This is a genomic window from Paraburkholderia acidipaludis NBRC 101816 (assembly GCF_000684975.1).
Lineage (GTDB): Bacteria > Pseudomonadota > Gammaproteobacteria > Burkholderiales > Burkholderiaceae > Paraburkholderia > Paraburkholderia acidipaludis.
Genome location: NZ_BAXZ01000015.1, coordinates 1 through 15312, shown reverse-complemented (window position 1 = coordinate 15312; position 15312 = coordinate 1). Strand labels below are relative to the sequence as shown.

Here is a 15312-nt window from a genome sequence, read left to right as displayed (position 1 = left end):
ACGTCCGATACCTGATGTTGTTCCTCGTGTTCGCGGGAACGGTCATCAACTACGTGGACCGCGCCAATCTTTCCGTGGCCGCGCCGCTGCTCAAGCACGAATTCGCGCTGGGTCCGGTCGAGATCGGCCTGCTGTTTTCCGCTTATGCGTGGACGTACGTGATCGCCAATATTCCCGGCGGCTGGGTGGTCGACCGCTTCGGCTCGCGCGTCATGTATGCGCTCGCGGTGCTGGTCTGGTCCGCGTTCACGGTGGCCCAGGGCTGCGCCGGGCGTTATGCGACGATCTTCGGGCTGCGGCTGGGCGTTGGCGTGGCGGAAGCCCCAACGTTTCCGGTCAACAACCGCGTGGTGTCGATCTGGTTCACACAGCGCGAGCGCGGCACCGCGACGAGCGTCTATCTCGTCGGCCAGTACATCGGCATGGCGGCGCTCACGCCGGCGCTGTTCTGGATCGCGCATACCTTCGGCTGGCGGGCAATCTTCTATGCGACGGGCGCGGTTGGCGTTGTCTGGGCGGGCGTCTGGTATCTGCTGTATCGCGATCCCGAAGATTGCTCGTGGGTCAGCGAGGCCGAACTGGAGCACATCCGCAACGGCGGGGCCTTGGTCGGTTCGCGCCACGCGAGCGGCAAAGAGGCCGCTGCCGGAAGCGCGAAAGGTTCGACGTTCCCATGGCGCAAGCTGGTCATCGTGTTCCGCAACCGCCAGATCATCGCGATCTGCATGGGCAAGTTCGCGTCGCTTTCGTCGCTGTACTTCTTTCTGACGTGGTTTCCAAGCTATCTGATCAGCGAGCGCCATATGGCCGTGCTGAAGGCCGGCGGAGCGGCCGCCGTGCCGTTCATTGCGGCGTCGATCGGCGTGGTGGCGGGCGGGGCGCTCTCCGATTTCCTGCTGCGGCGTGGCGCGAGTGTGGGGGCCGCGCGCAAGACCCCGATCATCACGGGCCTCCTGCTCGTGCCCACCATGACGCTGTCGCTTCTCACCGACAGCAACGCGGTCGTCATTGCGATCATGTCGTTCGCGTTCTTCGCGCAGGGCGTGGCGTCCGCGTCCTGGTCGCTGATCGGCGATATCGCGCCCAGGAGCATGATCGGCATCACCGGCGGCGCCGTGAACTTCGCGGGCAACCTTTCAGGCATCGTCACGCCCATCGCGATCGGCTTCATCCTGCGCGAGACCGGTTCGTTTGGCTGGGCGCTCGGGCTCATCAGCGTGTTCGCCGTGATCGGCGCGCTGGCCTATACGTTCCTGCTAGGCGAAGTGAAGCGCATCGAGATTGGCGATGAGCCATCGGGCGAGGTTGCCGTGGACGAAGCCGCTAAGTCGACGCAGGACTGAAGCGGCGCGAACCGGTCCGGCCATAAGTGAAAAAGGCGCTCGACCTTGCGGTCGAGCGCCTTTTCTATCGTTGTGCGTCGTGCTTACGAGATGCGCTTCGCCAGCTCCGCGGCTTTGCCGACATACGACGCAGGCGTCATGTCGAGCAGACGCCGCTTGGCATCTTCAGGAATCGCGAGGCCGGCAACGAATGTCTGCAGCGCTTCGCGCGTAATGCCCTTGCCGCGCGTGAGTTCCTTCAGCTGCTCATACGGATTCTCGATGCCATAGCGGCGCATCACGGTTTGCACGGGCTCGGCCAGCACTTCCCAGGTCGCGTCGAGGTCGTCGTTCAGGCGCTGCGGGTTCACTTCGAGCTTGTCGAGACCGCGGATCAGCGCGTCGTACGCGAGCAGCGAGTAGCCAAAGGCCACGCCGATATTGCGCAGCACCGTCGAGTCGGTGAGGTCGCGCTGCCAGCGCGAAACTGGCAGCTTGTCGGCGAGGTGGCGCAGCGTGGCGTTGGCGAGGCCGAGGTTGCCTTCCGAGTTCTCGAAGTCGATCGGATTGACCTTGTGCGGCATCGTCGACGAGCCGATTTCGCCGGCCTTGGTCCTCTGCTTGAAGTAGCCGAGCGAGATATAACCCCACACGTCGCGGTCGAGGTCGAGCAGGATCGTGTTCGCGCGCGCGATCGCGTCGAACAGTTCCGCCATGTAGTCGTGCGGCTCGATCTGGATCGTGTACGGGTTGAAGGTGAGCTTCAGACGCTGTTCGACCACTTCCTTCGAGAACGCTTCCCAGTCGAATTCCGGGTAGGCCGAGAGGTGCGCATTGAAGTTGCCCACCGCGCCGTTCATCTTGCCGAGCAGCTCGACCTTCTCGACGCGCGCGATCGCCCGGGCAAGACGCGCCGCGACGTTGGCGATTTCCTTGCCGAGCGTCGTGGGGCTGGCGGGCTGGCCGTGCGTGCGCGAGAGCATGGGCTGGTCGGCGTGCGCGTGGGCGAGCTTCACGAGGCGCTCGTAGACCGAGCGCAGCGCCGGCAGGATCACGTGTTCGCGCGCGCCCGCGAGCATGAGGCCGTGCGAGGTGTTGTTGATGTCTTCCGAAGTGCAGGCGAAGTGGATGAATTCGCTTGCGCGCTCCAGTTCCGGCTGGCCCTTCACCGATTCCTTGAGCCAGTATTCGACGGCCTTCACGTCGTGGTTCGTCACGCGCTCGATGTCCTTGATGCGCGCGGCGTCGTGCGCCGTGAAGTTTTCGGCGAGCTTGAGCAGGAATTGCTCCGACGCCTCCGAGAAGCGCGGCACTTCCGCGAAGCCGGCGCGCGAGAGCGCGATCAGCCAGTGGATCTCGACCGTCACGCGGTTACGCATGAACGCGGCTTCCGAAAGCCAGTCGCGCAGGGCTTCGGTCTTCGAGGCGTAGCGGCCATCGAGCGGGGAGAGCGCGTTGAGCGCGAAGAGCGTATCGGGACGGGTATCGGACATGATGGGGACGTAACGCGGGAAGTTACGCTCGCTGAGATTAGACTCGAAAACGGTCGGCCTGGAGACGGCGGGAACCGCATATTTTATCACCTTGCCGACATGCGGCCGCCGGCGCGCCGACCTGCGCCACGCGGGCTTGCGGCGCCGCCCCGAGGGCGCCTTGGGCGTGCCGCCGCGCCGGTGCGTGGCGCTCTGGATAAAATGCCGACTTCACATCACTGACCGCCGACCCGCATGGAACTCAAATGGCTCGAAGACTTCGTTTCGCTCGCGGAAACGCATAGTTTCAGCCGTTCCGCCGAGCTGCGCCACGTCACGCAACCGGCGTTCTCGCGGCGCATCCAGGCACTCGAATCCTGGCTCGGCACGGAACTGATCGATCGTTCGGTCTATCCGACGCGCCTGACCGCCGCGGGCCAGGTGTTCTACGAGCAGGCGCTCGCCATGCTTTCGCAGTTCCACGAGGCGCGCACGCTGCTGCGCGGCCACACGGCCACACCGGCGGCGACCATCGAGTTCGCCGTGCCGCATACGATTTCGCTGACCTATTTCCCGCGCTGGCTGCAGCGCATCGAGGCGAAGCTGGGCCGCATTCACACGCGCCTGCGTGCGCTCAACGTGCACGACGCGGTGCTCTCGCTCGTCGAGGGCGGCTGCGATCTCGTGATGGGTTATCACCATCCCAGCCATCCGGTGACGCTCGATCCCGCGCGCTACGACACGCTCACGCTTGGCGTCGAACCCATCAGTCCGTATTCCGCGGTGCAGCGCGCCGGGCGCCCCCGTTACACGCTGCCGGGCACGGCGGACGCCCCCACGCCCTACCTTTCCTATACGCCGAACGCCTATCTCGGCCGCATGACCGAGGTGATCATTGCCAACGCACCGACACGGCTCCACCTCGACCGCGTCTACGAGACCGACATGGCCGAAGGGCTCAAGGCGATGACGCTGGCGGGACATGGCATCGCGTTTCTGCCGCATAGCGCGGTGGAGGATGCCGTGGCGCAGGGCCGACTGATCCGCCTCGACCGCGGCACGCGCGGCGCGCCGGAAGGGCAGTTCACGCTCGACATGGAAATCCGCCTCTATCGCGACAAGCTCGCCGTGCAGGGCGACGATGCGCGCCAGGCGCTCGTGCGCGAGCTATGGGACGCCGTGAGCGAGGAGCTTGCCGAGGTGGCGGCGCCCGACCGGCGGGCAAGCTGACGAAGCTGTAACCTGCGCGCACTCATTCCGCGCGGGGCCGCGACACGTTTTTTCGACTTCGGGAACGTTATGCACGAAAAGCATAACGGGATGATCAAACGGCATTGGATTTCACGTGGGCGTTTTCTCACAATTGCACCACTCATTCGATCGCCGGAGCGTTCATGTCTTCCCAAATGCAGTCGGTTCCTTCGTATCTCCATGCCGACAACCTCGGCCCCTGGGGCAACTATCTTCGTCAGGTCGACCGCGTGGCGCCGTATCTCGGCTCGCTCTCGCGCTGGCTCGAAACGCTCAAGCGTCCGAAGCGCATCCTGATCGTGGACGTGCCCATCGAGCTCGATAACGGCACCGTCGCGCACTTCGAAGGCTATCGTGTGCAGCACAACGTTTCGCGCGGTCCCGGCAAGGGCGGCGTGCGTTATCACCAGGACGTTACGCTCTCCGAAGTGATGGCGCTCTCGGCGTGGATGTCGGTGAAGAACGCGGCCGTGAACGTGCCGTACGGCGGTGCGAAGGGCGGTATCCGCGTCGATCCGCGCACGCTCTCGCGCGGTGAGCTCGAGCGCGTGACGCGCCGCTACACCAGCGAAATCGGCATCATCATCGGACCGAACACCGACATTCCTGCTCCGGACGTCAACACGAACGAGCAGATCATGGCGTGGATGATGGACACCTACTCGATGAACCAGGGCCAAACGGCCACGGGCGTCGTGACGGGCAAGCCCATCACGCTCGGCGGCTCGCTCGGCCGCCGCGAGGCAACGGGCCGCGGCGTGTTCGTGGTCGGCTGCGAAGCCGCGCGCCGCACGGGTCTCTCGGTCGAAGGCGCACGCATTGCCGTGCAGGGCTTCGGCAACGTGGGCGGCATCGCCGCGCGCCTGTTCCAGGAAGCGGGCGCGAAGGTCGTTGCCGTGCAGGATCACACCGGCTCGCTCCATAACGCGAACGGCATGAATGCGGCGGCGCTGCTGGAGCACGTCGCGAAGACGGGCGGCGTGGCGGGCTTTGCCGGCGCCGACGTGCTCGCGAACGACGAATTCTGGACCGTCGAGACCGACATCCTGATCCCGGCCGCGCTGGAAAACCAGATCACCGAGAAGAACGCGCCGAAGATCCGCACGAAGATCATCGTGGAAGGCGCGAACGGCCCGACCACGACGGCAGCCGACGACATTCTCCACGACAAGGGCATCCTCGTGATCCCCGACGTGGTGGCGAACGCGGGCGGCGTGACGGTTTCGTACTTTGAGTGGGTGCAGGACTTCTCGAGCTTCTTCTGGACCGAAGGAGAAATCAACGAGCGTCTGGAGCGCGTGATGCGCGAAGCGTTCGCGGCGGTCTGGCAGGTGGCGAGCGAGAACAAGGTTTCGGTGCGTACCGCGGCGTTCATCGTGGCGTGCAAGCGCATTCTGATGGCGCGCGAAATGCGCGGCCTGTACCCCTGATATCCCCCTGATCGACACGACGATCATGACAACGCGGGCGTGATAGCGCCCGCTACAGCGCAGTATCGGGAAGCGGACGGGACCTTGGCGGGGCCGTCCGCTTTTTTCATTGCCGGGCCTGGTGCAACGCGGGGTATTGCACGCGTGCGACATCGGGCAAACTGCGGGGAGCTTCCCTATTCTTTCAGATTGATTGCATTGACACACTGGCGCCGGTTCCCGCCAGGGAGAGCACAACGATGAAAATCAACAAGGCCGCGCTGGTTCTCGCGACCCTGGGTCTCGCCGCCGCAGGCGCGCACGCGCAGGACGCCGGCACGCTCAGGAAGATCAAGGACACGGGGAGTATCTCGCTCGGCTATCGCGAATCGTCGATTCCGTTTTCCTACTATGACGACAAGCAGAATGTGATCGGCTACTCGCAGGACTTCGCGCTGAAGATCGTGGCCGCCGTGCAAGCGAAGCTGAACATGCCGAACCTGAAGGTCAAGCTCGTGCCGATCACCTCGCAGAACCGCATCCCGCTCGTGCAGAACGGCACGGTGGACATCGAGTGCGGCTCGACCACGAACAACGCCGAGCGTCAGCAGCAGGCCGCCTTCTCGACCACGATCTTCGTGATCGGCACGCGCCTCATGACGAGAAAGGACTCGGGCATCAAGGACTTCGCGGACCTCAAGGGCAAGACCGTCGTGACGACGGCGGGCACGACGTCCGAGCGCTTGCTGCGCAAGATGAACCAGGACAGGAACATGGGCATGAGCATCATCAGCGCGAAGGACCATGGCGAGTCGTTCATGACGCTCTCGACGGGCCGCGCGACGGCGTTCATGATGGACGACGCGCTGCTCGCGGGCGAGCGCGCGAAGTCGAACACCCCGGGCGATTTCGTGATCGTGGGCACGCCGCAATCGCGTGAAGCGTACGGCTGCATGATGCGCAAGGACGATCCGGAATTCAGGAAGGTGGTGGACGAGGCTATTGCGAAGGTCGAGACCTCGGGTGAAGGCGATGCGATCTACAAGAAGTGGTTCGAGTCGCCCATTCCGCCGAAGGGCCTGAATCTGAACTTCCCGGAAAGCGACGACATGAAGGCATTGTTCAAGAATCCGAACGACAAGGCGATCGACTGAGGCCGGGTATGATTCGAAAATCATCCGCGCCTGCTATTTCGTGGCGTGCGTGGTCGCGTCGAGCCTCGGGAAAGGTTTTCAGGAAAAGGTCGCTAGATGATTTCAATTAAGAACGTGTCGAAGTGGTACGGCCAGTTTCAGGTGCTGACCGACTGCACGACCGAAGTGAAGAAGGGCGAAGTGGTGGTGGTGTGCGGGCCGTCGGGCTCGGGCAAGTCCACGCTCATCAAGACCGTCAATGGGCTCGAGCCGTTCCAGCAGGGCGAGATTCTCGTGAACGGGCAGTCGGTGGGCGACAAGAGGACCAATCTGTCGAAGCTGCGCGCGAAAGTGGGCATGGTGTTCCAGCACTTCGAGCTGTTCCCGCATCTTTCGATTGCCGAGAACCTCACGCTCGCGCAGATCAAGGTACTGGGCCGCAGCAAGGACGAGGCGACCGACAAGGGCCTCAAACTGCTGGACCGCGTGGGCCTGCGCTCGCAGGCGGACAAGTTTCCGGGTCAGCTCTCGGGCGGCCAGCAGCAGCGCGTGGCGATTGCGCGCGCGCTTTCCATGGATCCGGTCGCCATGCTGTTCGACGAGCCGACTTCGGCGCTCGACCCCGAGATGATCAACGAGGTGCTCGACGTCATGGTCGAACTCGCGCGGGAGGGCATGACGATGATGTGCGTGACGCACGAGATGGGTTTCGCGAAGAAGGTCGCGCACCGCGTGATCTTCATGGACCGCGGCCTCATCGTCGAGGACGATCGCAAGGACGACTTCTTCGCGAATCCGAAGTCGGATCGCGCGAAGGAATTTCTCGCGAAGATCCTGCACTAGGCGGCTGGCGCCCGCCGCCGCGCGCTACTCGCCCCAGGTCTGCAGCGCGGAGGCGGCTTCGGCATCCACGGTCTCGGCCGCGGATGGCGTGGCCGACAACCGGCAGGGCGCGCTCGCCGAGGCGTCCGTCGCCGGATTCTTCAGCTTGTCGAGCACCTTCTGCGGCACCGGCACGCTTGCCCGCGCGATCACGTCGCCGTTCTGGAACATCAGCAGATCGCCGGGCGCAAAGCGCGTCCAGACTTCGTTGTCGGTGAGCGGCGCGGTGGCGATCACGGCCACGCGATCTTCGGGCGTCGTGTATTTGGCGAAGTCGATCGAAACGTCGGCATCGACCAGATGCGCCGTCGAGAACGGCCAGCGGCGCACGAGATAGTAGAGATGCGTCGAGCAGTGCGCGAAGAGCGCCTGGCCGTTCGACATCAGGAAATTGAACACGCCGGACTGCGTGATCTCGCGCGTGAGCGACGCCAGTTCCGCGAAGAGCTCGGGAAGCGGCGGCTGGGAGCCCGGGAACGCCCGGCGCAAGCCCTGCAGCAGCGCGCAGAACGCCAGTTCGCTATCGGTCGTGCCGACCGGCTGATACACGCCCGACATGGCCGGGTTGAAGTCCTGCAGGTCGCCGTTGTGCGCGAAGATCCAGTGGCGGCCCCACAGCTCGCGCATGAACGGGTGGCAGTTCTCCAGCTGGATATGGCCCTGCGTAGCCTTGCGGATATGCGCGATGGTATTGCGCGACTTGATCGGGTAGCGCTTGACCATCTCGGCGATCGGCGAGCGCGCGGAGGCCTGATGGTCGATGAAGAGGCGGCAGGCCTTGTCTTCGAAGAACGCGATGCCCCAGCCGTCGGCGTGGTGATCGGTGACGCCGCCGCGCGCCGCGAATCCGGTGAAGGAGAACGTGACGTCCGTCGGCGCGGCGCAGTTCATTCCAAGAAGTTGGCACATGGCTAAAGCTTGATGCGGCGGGCTGAGCGGCCCGATGAACCGGTACAATGATGATTTTCCAAGCATATCACCGGGCTGCGCGCCGCCAATACGAATTTTGTCGGATGCTTTCCACACGGAGCGCGAAAGGGCCTGGTTGTCGCGCCGGCGCGACGATCTCCGCGCCACGCGCGCTTAGCTGCTGCAATCGAAACCCATGAACGCCTCTTCCCAGACCATCCTCACGCTGACCCGCCCCGACGACTGGCACCTGCACGTGCGCGATGGCGCCATGCTGGCGGCGGTGCTGCCGCATACCGCGCGCCAGTTCGGCCGCGCGATCATCATGCCGAACCTGAAGCCGCCGGTCACGACCACCGAACAGGCCGCCGCGTACCGCGATCGCATCCTGGCGGCGCTGCCCGAGGGCGCGCGCTTCGAGCCGCTGATGACGCTTTATCTGACCGACAACACGCCGCCCGACGAGATTCGCCGCGCGCGTGGAAGCGGCTTCGTGCATGGCGTGAAGCTGTATCCGGCGGGCGCAACGACGAACTCGGACGCCGGCGTGACCGATATCCGCAAGTGCGCGAAGACGCTGGAGGCCATGCAGGAAGCGGGCATGCCGCTCCTCGTGCACGGCGAGGTGACGAATCCCGACATCGATCTGTTCGACCGCGAGAAGGTGTTCATCGACCGCGTGATGACGCCGCTGCGCCGCGACTTCCCGGCATTGAAGGTGGTGTTCGAGCACATCACGACCAAGGACGCCGTCGACTACATTCGTGCCGATCATGCCGCCCCGGGTCTGCTCGGTGCGACGATCACGGCGCATCACCTGCTCTACAACCGCAACGCGATCTTCCAGGGCGGCATTCGTCCGCATTACTACTGCCTGCCGGTGCTCAAGCGCGAGACGCACCGCGTGGCGCTCGTCGAGGCGGCGACTTCGGGCGACGCGCGCTTCTTCCTCGGCACGGACAGCGCGCCGCATCCGAAGGGGCTGAAAGAGCACGCGTGCGGCTGCGCGGGCTGCTACACGGCGCTGCATGCGCTCGAGCTCTACGCCGAGGCATTCGACAACGCGGGCGCGCTCGACAAGCTCGAAGGTTTCGCGAGCTTCCACGGCGCGGACTTCTACGGCCTGCCGCGCAGCGCCGAAAAGGTGACGCTGCGCCGCGAGGCGTGGACGCTGCCGGCCGAGGTGACGGCGGGCGACGTGCCGGTCGTGCCGCTGCGCGGCGGCGAGACCATCGGCTGGCGCCTCGTCTGAGGGCGCGCGGTTGGGACGCCGCGCTTGTCGCGCTTGTCACGTTTGTCGCGTGTGGCACAGGTGTCACGTGAGGCGCACTTGCCGGGCGGTGCGGTGAAGCGCGCCGCACCGGGTTTTGCCGATATCGACTGGACCAGTCCCTGGTTCGCGCAGGTCGCGGAACGCGGCGCGCGCTGGCAGCGGGCCGCGCTGCGCAGCGCGGCAGACCAGCTGCGCGAGATGAACGCGGACGCCGCCGTCGCCGAAGTCACGACAGGGCGCGGGCAGCGCCTCGCCTTTATCCCGCAGGGCGAACTCCCGCCCGACACGGCTTACGAGGCCCATATCGCGGCCACCGGCCAGGTGCCGACGCGCCACAATCTGCACGACTTCTTCAATGCGCTCAGCTGGTTTCAGTTTCCGCGCATCAAGGCGGCATTGAGCGCGCGCGGCTCGGCGCTGGTCGATGCGCTAGGTGTCGGGCCCACGCGCGGCGGCACGCGTGACGCGCTCACCGTGTTCGACGAGAACGCCGTGCTGTTCGCCTGCGCCGATGCGGCGCTCGGCGCCGCACTGCGATCGTTCGACTGGAAGTCGCTCTTTGTCGACGGCCGGGCAGCATGGGGCGAGCGCTGCGAGGCCAACTGCTTCGGGCACGCGCTGCTGGAAAAACTCGTCACGCCGTACAAGGCGTGTACCGCGCACGCGTGGATCGTCGACGTGCCCGTCGACTACTTCTCGTGGACGCGCGCCGCACGCGACGCATTTCTCGACGCCACGGCGAGCCGGGCGTTACTGGAAGGCGGCGAATTCAACGGCCGGATGTTCGCGCCGCTGCCCGTGCTCGGCATACCCGGCTGGTGGCCTGAAAACGAAACTCCGTCGTTTTACGACGACCCGTTCGTGTTTCGCAGCGGGCGGCAGGCGCGTTCCGCGGCGGATGGTAAAATCGCGGTCAGCAAAGCAGGCCAGGCAGTCGCGGCTTCGGCGGTTTCGGCCGTTGGAGGCGAGGAAAGTCCGGACTCCACAGGGCAGGGTGATGGCTAACGGCCATCCGTGGCGACACGCGGAACAGGGCAACAGAGAACAGACCGCCGATGGCCCGGCTTCGGCCGGGATCAGGTAAGGGTGAAACGGTGCGGTAAGAGCGCACCGCGTCTGCGGTGACGTAGACGGCACGGCAACCTCCACCCGGAGCAATTCCAAGTAGGCTGGCTAGCATCTTCGAGATGCAGGACGGGGCCCCCGTCACGTCAGCGGGTAGGAAGCTTGAGCGCGTCAGCAATGGCGCGCCTAGAGGAATGGCTGCCACGCGCGGCGCGCCTTCGGACGCGGCGTGTGCACAGAATCCGGCTTATCGGCCTGCTTTGCCGCCTTATTTGTGCAAAAAGCCGGCGCGGTTCTTCGATGAACCGCGCCGGCTTTTTCTTTTCGCTGCCGAAATTGCGGGCGTCAAGCCGCGACGATCTCGAACGTATGCGTGATCTCGGCGGTCTTGCCGATCATGATCGACGCCGAGCAGTACTTGTCGTGCGACAGGTTGATCGCGCGCTCCACGGTAGCCGGGTTCAGATTCTTGCCCGTCACGGTGAAGTGGAAGTGGATCTTCGTGAAGACCTTCGGGTCTTCGCTGGCGCGTTCGGCCTTGAGCGTCACGCTGCAGCCGCTTACTTCCTGACGGCTCTTCTTCAGGATCAGGACCACATCGTAGGCAGTACAGCCGCCGGTGCCGAGCAGCACCATTTCCATCGGACGCGGCGCGAGATTGTGGCCGCCGCCTTCCGGTGCGCCGTCCATGTTGACGAGGTGACCGCTGCCCGTTTCGGCCGCGAACGCCATGCCGTCCTGTCCCATCCAGCTAACTTTGCATTCCATGTTTGTGCCTTTGCCACGGGTTCTTCGATTCAGACGGCATTGTAGCCCGCCTCTACTGGTATGTCCGGGGACGACGTGCCGGGCCGAATCTATGCATGGTGCTTGAATGTTGCGATGCGGCATCCGGGTGGCAGGGCAGTTTTCCCTGGCGGGAATAGGGGTTTTGCTCTAGTCACGATAGCTGCCTCGTTGGAGGCTGCTTTCCTGGTCTGCTGATTTTAAAGGGAATTATGGATATCGCTGCGCCGCACTTTTATTTCATATTGTGGCATTGCATTTCGTAATGCAGTTTCCCTTGCGTCGCACAAGGTCGATCCGTATAATTCGTCTTGTTGGTTGTCGTGCTTCACGACACCTCAGCATGTCTCCTCCACCCTCCTCCAAAAGGTGGATTAAGCCCGAACAAACGCGTTCGGGCTTTTTTTCGTCCGTAGCTTCGTCGCCAGCCCTCGCCTTGCCCCGTCAAGCGGAATTTTTGACGCGCGCCCAATTTTCCCTTTATAATCCTAGGTTCTCCGCATCCATGCCTGAGCGGGGACGGGGAAACCCGAACCAGGGAGAGCCTGCGCCGGCGCCAACGAGCGTCAACCTACAAGCAGGACCAAAACAGGGCATAGCATATTTTTTGGATCGATCATGAAGACTTTTTCCGCCAAGGCACATGAAGTGCAGCGCGAATGGTACGTGATTGACGCGACGGATAAGGTTCTCGGCCGTGTCGCCAGCGAAGTGGCACGCCGTCTTCGCGGCAAGCACAAGCCTGAGTTCACCCCGCACGTCGACACGGGTGATTTCATCATCATCATCAACGCCGGCAAGCTGAAGGTCACGGGCAACAAGACCACCGACAAGAAGTACTACCGTCACTCGGGCTATCCGGGCGGTATCTACGAAACGACGTTCGGCAAGATGCAAGAGCGCTTCCCGGGCCGCGCGCTCGAGAAGGCCGTGAAGGGCATGCTGCCGAAGGGCCCGCTCGGCTACGCGATGATCAAGAAGCTGAAGGTCTACGCAGACGCAACGCACCCGCACTCGGCTCAACAGCCGAAGGCGCTCGAGATCTAAGGGGAGCCCACATGATCGGTAACTGGAATTACGGTACGGGCCGCCGCAAGAGCGCCGTCGCTCGTGTCTTCATCAAGTCGGGCAAGGGCGAAATCGTCGTCAACGGCAAGCCCATCGCCGACTACTTCTCGCGCGAAACGTCGCTCATGATCGTTCGTCAACCGCTGGAGCTCACGAGCCACGGCACGACGTTCGACATCAAGGTGAACGTGACGGGCGGCGGCGAAACCGGCCAGGCCGGCGCGGTTCGCCACGGCATCACGCGCGCGCTGATCGACTACGACGCCACGCTCAAGCCGGCACTGTCGCAAGCTGGCTTCGTTACGCGTGACGCACGTGAAGTGGAACGTAAGAAGGTCGGTTTCCACAAGGCACGTCGCCGCAAGCAGTTCTCGAAGCGTTAATTTGCGTTTCGTGGCTGTGCGCTCCTCGCGGAAGCGCATGGCTGCTGCAAAAGCCGCCCTCGCAGCAATGCGTCGGGCGGTTTTTTCGTTTTGGCTTCGTCCGCGTCGGCGCAACGAGAAACCCTTGATTTTGTGGGCTTAAGCACGATGTCGGGAAGAGCCCTACAATAGCGGCTAGAAGCTTATTTGGAGAGTTCGCATGAGCGCTGTCACCGAAACCACCGTGACCGAAATGCCCGGTCCCTTCGTTTTCACCGAAGCAGCGGCTGACAAGGTCAAGCAACTGATCGACGAGGAAGGCAATCCGGAGCTGAAGCTGCGCGTGTTCGTGCAGGGCGGCGGCTGCTCGGGCTTCCAGTACGGATTCACGTTCGACGAAACGATCAACGAAGACGACACCGTGATGAACAGGAACGGCGTCCAGCTGCTGATCGACTCGATGAGCTATCAGTACCTCGTCGGCGCCGAGATCGACTACAAGGACGATCTGAACGGCGCGCAATTCGTCATCAAGAACCCGAACGCCACCACGACCTGCGGTTGCGGCTCGTCGTTCTCGGTCTGAGCGAAAACGTCATGGCTTAAAAAACGGGGCGCTAAGCCCCGTTTTTTATTGCCCCGGCAAACCTCGTGCGTGCTTCAGCGCGGATAGATCGCGCCCAGCACGCGGTCGCCCGCGGCACCGGTGACCGCGGGGAGATTGCCGGGTTCGCGCGCGGCGCAGCGCATGGCGAGCCACGCGAAAGCCAGCGGTTCGACCTGATGCGGCGGCACGCCCAGCGTGTCGGTGGTGGTAACCGGCACGCCGCTTACGCCTCCCGTTTCGAGCGCCTTTTGCAGTGCGGCCATCAGCACGGGGTTGCGCGCGCCGCCGCCGCACACGTACACGGCGCGGCAGTCCGAGGCATGGCGCTCGATCTCGCGGGCCACGCTCACGGCAGTCAGGCTGACCAGCGTCGCCTGGACGTCGGCCGGGGAGAGCGATTCGAAGCCTTTGAGCTTTTCATCGAGCCAGGCGGCGTTGAAGAGATCGCGCCCTGTGCTCTTGGGCGGCGGCTGCTCGAAAAACGGCTCGTCGAGCAGGGCGTTCAGGAGCGGCTGATGTGGCGTGCCGCTCGCGGCGAACTGGCCATTTTCGTCGTAGGGCTTGCCGAGATGCCGCTCGGCCCAGAGGTCGAGCAACGCGTTCGCGGGTCCGCAGTCGAAGCCGCGCACGGCGCCCGTGTTCCACAGGACCGTGATGTTGCTGATGCCCCCCAGATTGCAGACGACGCGCGTTTCGTCCTTCGAGCCGAACACCGTTGCATGAAATGCGGGCACGAGCGGCGCGCCCTGGCCGCCCGAGGCAACGTCGCGGCTGCGGAAGTCGGCGATCACGTCGATATGCGTGAGTTCGGCCAGCAGCGCCGGGTTCTGGATCTGCACCGTATAGCCCTTTTCGGGCCGATGCCGCACGGTTTGCCCGTGAGCGCCCATCGCACGGACGTCGTCCGGCGCGAGGCCGCCTGCGCGCAGCAGTTCGTGGCAACACACCGCGTAGCGCGCCGTGAGCGCATTCCCGGCCAGCGCTTCGCGCTCGATTTCGTTTTCGCCGGGCTGCTGTAGCGCGAAAAGGGCCTCTCGCAGGCCTTGCGCGAAACCGACGAACGCCTCGGCCAGCACGACCGGCCGTTGTCCTTTCCCGAAGCGCACGGCGATGCCGTCCACGCCGTCCATGCTCGTACCCGACATCAGACCGAAATACACACCGTCGGCCGCTGTGCCGCTATCCGTTTGCGCGTCGCGTGGTGCCACGTCGTGTCCCTCCCGTGAGTGCGAACGATTTGTCCTGCCGCAGATTATCGGTGCAATGACGTCAATCCGTAAGCCGAACGGCTAATTGGCGTCCCTCGGAGCCTGTGTGACCCTGCTTTTTAGCGCGCACTCGCGCGCGACGCTGAGAGTTGAGTCAGGTCAAACCAGGGCCGTAAGCCCGATTGACTGTAGCCTGCACCGATCGTATAGTGAGGCTATACGATATACAGGTGGGCGAAGAAGGACATCGACCTCGGCGAAGAGCAACCCATGCTGGATTGGCTTCGTTTGGGGAAACATGATCAAGTCGTGGAAACACAAAGGGCTCAAGGCGTTCTTCTTCACCGGCAACAAGGCAGGCATCCGGCCCGATCACGTGCCGCGTCTCGCACGCCAACTGGCCCGGCTCGACGTTGCCGAATCGCCGCAGGACATGAACGTGCCGGGCTGGCGATGCCACCGGCTCGAAGGCGCGCTTGCCACCCATTACGCGGTCAGGGTGAACGGCAACTGGCGGCTTATCTTCGCTTTCGAAGGGAGCGATGCCGTACTGGTCGACTACCAT

The 15312-nt window shown here is 64.0% G+C and carries 15 protein-coding genes, 1 other RNA gene and 1 pseudogene; 12 read left to right on the top strand and 5 right to left on the bottom strand.

Going from position 1 to position 15312, the window contains the following annotated elements:
- The first annotated feature begins 14 nt into the window (after nucleotides 1–14).
- Nucleotides 15–1343, top strand: a complete 1329-nt coding sequence (locus BAC01S_RS31585) for an MFS transporter (RefSeq protein ID WP_043202570.1) — start codon at nucleotides 15–17, stop codon at nucleotides 1341–1343.
- Between the two features lie 83 nt (nucleotides 1344–1426).
- On the opposite strand, the gene purB is transcribed toward BAC01S_RS31585, so the two are convergent.
- On the bottom strand, nucleotides 1427–2815 hold the full coding sequence (gene purB, locus BAC01S_RS16955) for an adenylosuccinate lyase (RefSeq protein ID WP_027795847.1): 1389 nt from the start codon (nucleotides 2813–2815) through the stop codon (nucleotides 1427–1429).
- Nucleotides 2816–3049: 234 nt separating this feature from the next.
- On the opposite strand from purB, the gene BAC01S_RS16950 reads away from it, so the two are divergent.
- The 4 genes from BAC01S_RS16950 to BAC01S_RS16935 all read left to right on the top strand — a co-directional run bounded on the left by BAC01S_RS16950 (nucleotide 3050) and on the right by BAC01S_RS16935 (nucleotide 7430).
- On the top strand, nucleotides 3050–4024 hold the full coding sequence (locus BAC01S_RS16950) for a LysR family transcriptional regulator (protein WP_027795846.1): 975 nt from the start codon (nucleotides 3050–3052) through the stop codon (nucleotides 4022–4024).
- 164 nt (nucleotides 4025–4188) lie between these two features.
- Nucleotides 4189–5475: a Glu/Leu/Phe/Val family dehydrogenase gene (locus BAC01S_RS16945; protein WP_027795845.1), complete on the top strand. Its 1287-nt coding sequence runs from the start codon at nucleotides 4189–4191 to the stop codon at nucleotides 5473–5475.
- A gap of 239 nt (nucleotides 5476–5714) precedes the next feature.
- Nucleotides 5715–6608: a glutamate/aspartate ABC transporter substrate-binding protein gene (locus BAC01S_RS16940; protein WP_027795844.1), complete on the top strand. Its 894-nt coding sequence runs from the start codon at nucleotides 5715–5717 to the stop codon at nucleotides 6606–6608.
- Between the two features lie 96 nt (nucleotides 6609–6704).
- Complete coding sequence (locus BAC01S_RS16935) at nucleotides 6705–7430, top strand: amino acid ABC transporter ATP-binding protein (RefSeq protein ID WP_027795843.1); 726 nt, start codon at nucleotides 6705–6707, stop codon at nucleotides 7428–7430.
- A 24-nt stretch (nucleotides 7431–7454) separates the two neighbouring features.
- On the opposite strand, the gene BAC01S_RS16930 is transcribed toward BAC01S_RS16935, so the two are convergent.
- Entirely contained in the window at nucleotides 7455–8378 is a 924-nt protein-coding gene (locus BAC01S_RS16930; protein WP_084168622.1) for a class II glutamine amidotransferase, read from the bottom strand.
- Nucleotides 8379–8574: 196 nt separating this feature from the next.
- On the opposite strand from BAC01S_RS16930, the gene pyrC reads away from it, so the two are divergent.
- Nucleotides 8575–9630: a dihydroorotase gene (gene pyrC, locus BAC01S_RS16925; RefSeq protein WP_027795841.1), complete on the top strand. Its 1056-nt coding sequence runs from the start codon at nucleotides 8575–8577 to the stop codon at nucleotides 9628–9630.
- Nucleotides 9631–9693: 63 nt separating this feature from the next.
- Here pyrC and BAC01S_RS35600 read toward each other — a convergent pair whose 3' ends face one another.
- A complete protein-coding gene (locus BAC01S_RS35600; RefSeq protein WP_245616607.1) occupies nucleotides 9694–9996 on the bottom strand; it encodes a hypothetical protein in 303 nt (100 codons plus the stop codon).
- Between BAC01S_RS35600 and BAC01S_RS16920 the strand changes: the two are divergent.
- Nucleotides 9910–10470: pseudogene (locus tag BAC01S_RS16920) on the top strand (DUF3025 domain-containing protein); the annotation flags it as partial. The gene BAC01S_RS35600 and the pseudogene BAC01S_RS16920 overlap by 87 nt on opposite strands.
- 99 nt (nucleotides 10471–10569) lie before the next feature.
- Nucleotides 10570–10982: RNase P RNA component class A (gene rnpB / locus BAC01S_RS33340), an RNA gene on the top strand.
- Between the two features lie 79 nt (nucleotides 10983–11061).
- On the opposite strand, the gene BAC01S_RS16915 is transcribed toward rnpB, so the two are convergent.
- Nucleotides 11062–11484, bottom strand: coding sequence for an OsmC family protein (locus BAC01S_RS16915; RefSeq protein WP_027795839.1), 423 nt, complete (start codon nucleotides 11482–11484; stop codon nucleotides 11062–11064).
- A 636-nt stretch (nucleotides 11485–12120) separates the two neighbouring features.
- On the opposite strand from BAC01S_RS16915, the gene rplM reads away from it, so the two are divergent.
- From rplM to erpA, 3 genes are all read left to right on the top strand, one after another.
- Nucleotides 12121–12549, top strand: a complete 429-nt coding sequence (gene rplM, locus BAC01S_RS16910; protein ID WP_027795838.1) for a 50S ribosomal protein L13 — start codon at nucleotides 12121–12123, stop codon at nucleotides 12547–12549.
- Nucleotides 12550–12560: 11 nt separating this feature from the next.
- Nucleotides 12561–12953: a 30S ribosomal protein S9 gene (gene rpsI / locus BAC01S_RS16905; RefSeq protein WP_027795837.1), complete on the top strand. Its 393-nt coding sequence runs from the start codon at nucleotides 12561–12563 to the stop codon at nucleotides 12951–12953.
- A 199-nt stretch (nucleotides 12954–13152) separates the two neighbouring features.
- The gene (erpA, locus tag BAC01S_RS16900) at nucleotides 13153–13518 is read left to right on the top strand and encodes an iron-sulfur cluster insertion protein ErpA (RefSeq protein ID WP_027795836.1); all 366 of its coding nucleotides are present in this window, start codon (nucleotides 13153–13155) and stop codon (nucleotides 13516–13518) included.
- A 74-nt stretch (nucleotides 13519–13592) separates the two neighbouring features.
- On the opposite strand, the gene BAC01S_RS16895 is transcribed toward erpA, so the two are convergent.
- On the bottom strand, nucleotides 13593–14747 hold the full coding sequence (locus BAC01S_RS16895; RefSeq protein WP_084168621.1) for an anhydro-N-acetylmuramic acid kinase: 1155 nt from the start codon (nucleotides 14745–14747) through the stop codon (nucleotides 13593–13595).
- Nucleotides 14748–15045: 298 nt separating this feature from the next.
- Here BAC01S_RS16895 and BAC01S_RS16890 point away from each other — a divergent pair.
- Nucleotides 15046–15312: type II toxin-antitoxin system RelE/ParE family toxin (locus tag BAC01S_RS16890; RefSeq protein WP_027796016.1), on the top strand; the 267-nt coding region annotated here is incomplete at its 3' end.

Coding starts and splice junctions, on each gene's coding strand:
- BAC01S_RS16945 (WP_027795845.1), top strand. CDS start 4,189: ATGTCTTCCCAAATGCAGTCGGTTCCTTCGTATCTCCATGCCGACAAC.
- purB (WP_027795847.1), bottom strand. CDS start 2,815: ATGTCCGATACCCGTCCCGATACGCTCTTCGCGCTCAACGCGCTCTCC.
- BAC01S_RS16915 (WP_027795839.1), bottom strand. CDS start 11,484: ATGGAATGCAAAGTTAGCTGGATGGGACAGGACGGCATGGCGTTCGCG.
- erpA (WP_027795836.1), top strand. CDS start 13,153: ATGAGCGCTGTCACCGAAACCACCGTGACCGAAATGCCCGGTCCCTTC.
- BAC01S_RS16950 (WP_027795846.1), top strand. CDS start 3,050: ATGGAACTCAAATGGCTCGAAGACTTCGTTTCGCTCGCGGAAACGCAT.
- BAC01S_RS16940 (WP_027795844.1), top strand. CDS start 5,715: ATGAAAATCAACAAGGCCGCGCTGGTTCTCGCGACCCTGGGTCTCGCC.
- BAC01S_RS31585 (WP_043202570.1), top strand. CDS start 15: ATGTTGTTCCTCGTGTTCGCGGGAACGGTCATCAACTACGTGGACCGC.
- BAC01S_RS16930 (WP_084168622.1), bottom strand. CDS start 8,378: ATGTGCCAACTTCTTGGAATGAACTGCGCCGCGCCGACGGACGTCACG.
- rplM (WP_027795838.1), top strand. CDS start 12,121: ATGAAGACTTTTTCCGCCAAGGCACATGAAGTGCAGCGCGAATGGTAC.
- pyrC (WP_027795841.1), top strand. CDS start 8,575: ATGAACGCCTCTTCCCAGACCATCCTCACGCTGACCCGCCCCGACGAC.
- rpsI (WP_027795837.1), top strand. CDS start 12,561: ATGATCGGTAACTGGAATTACGGTACGGGCCGCCGCAAGAGCGCCGTC.
- BAC01S_RS16935 (WP_027795843.1), top strand. CDS start 6,705: ATGATTTCAATTAAGAACGTGTCGAAGTGGTACGGCCAGTTTCAGGTG.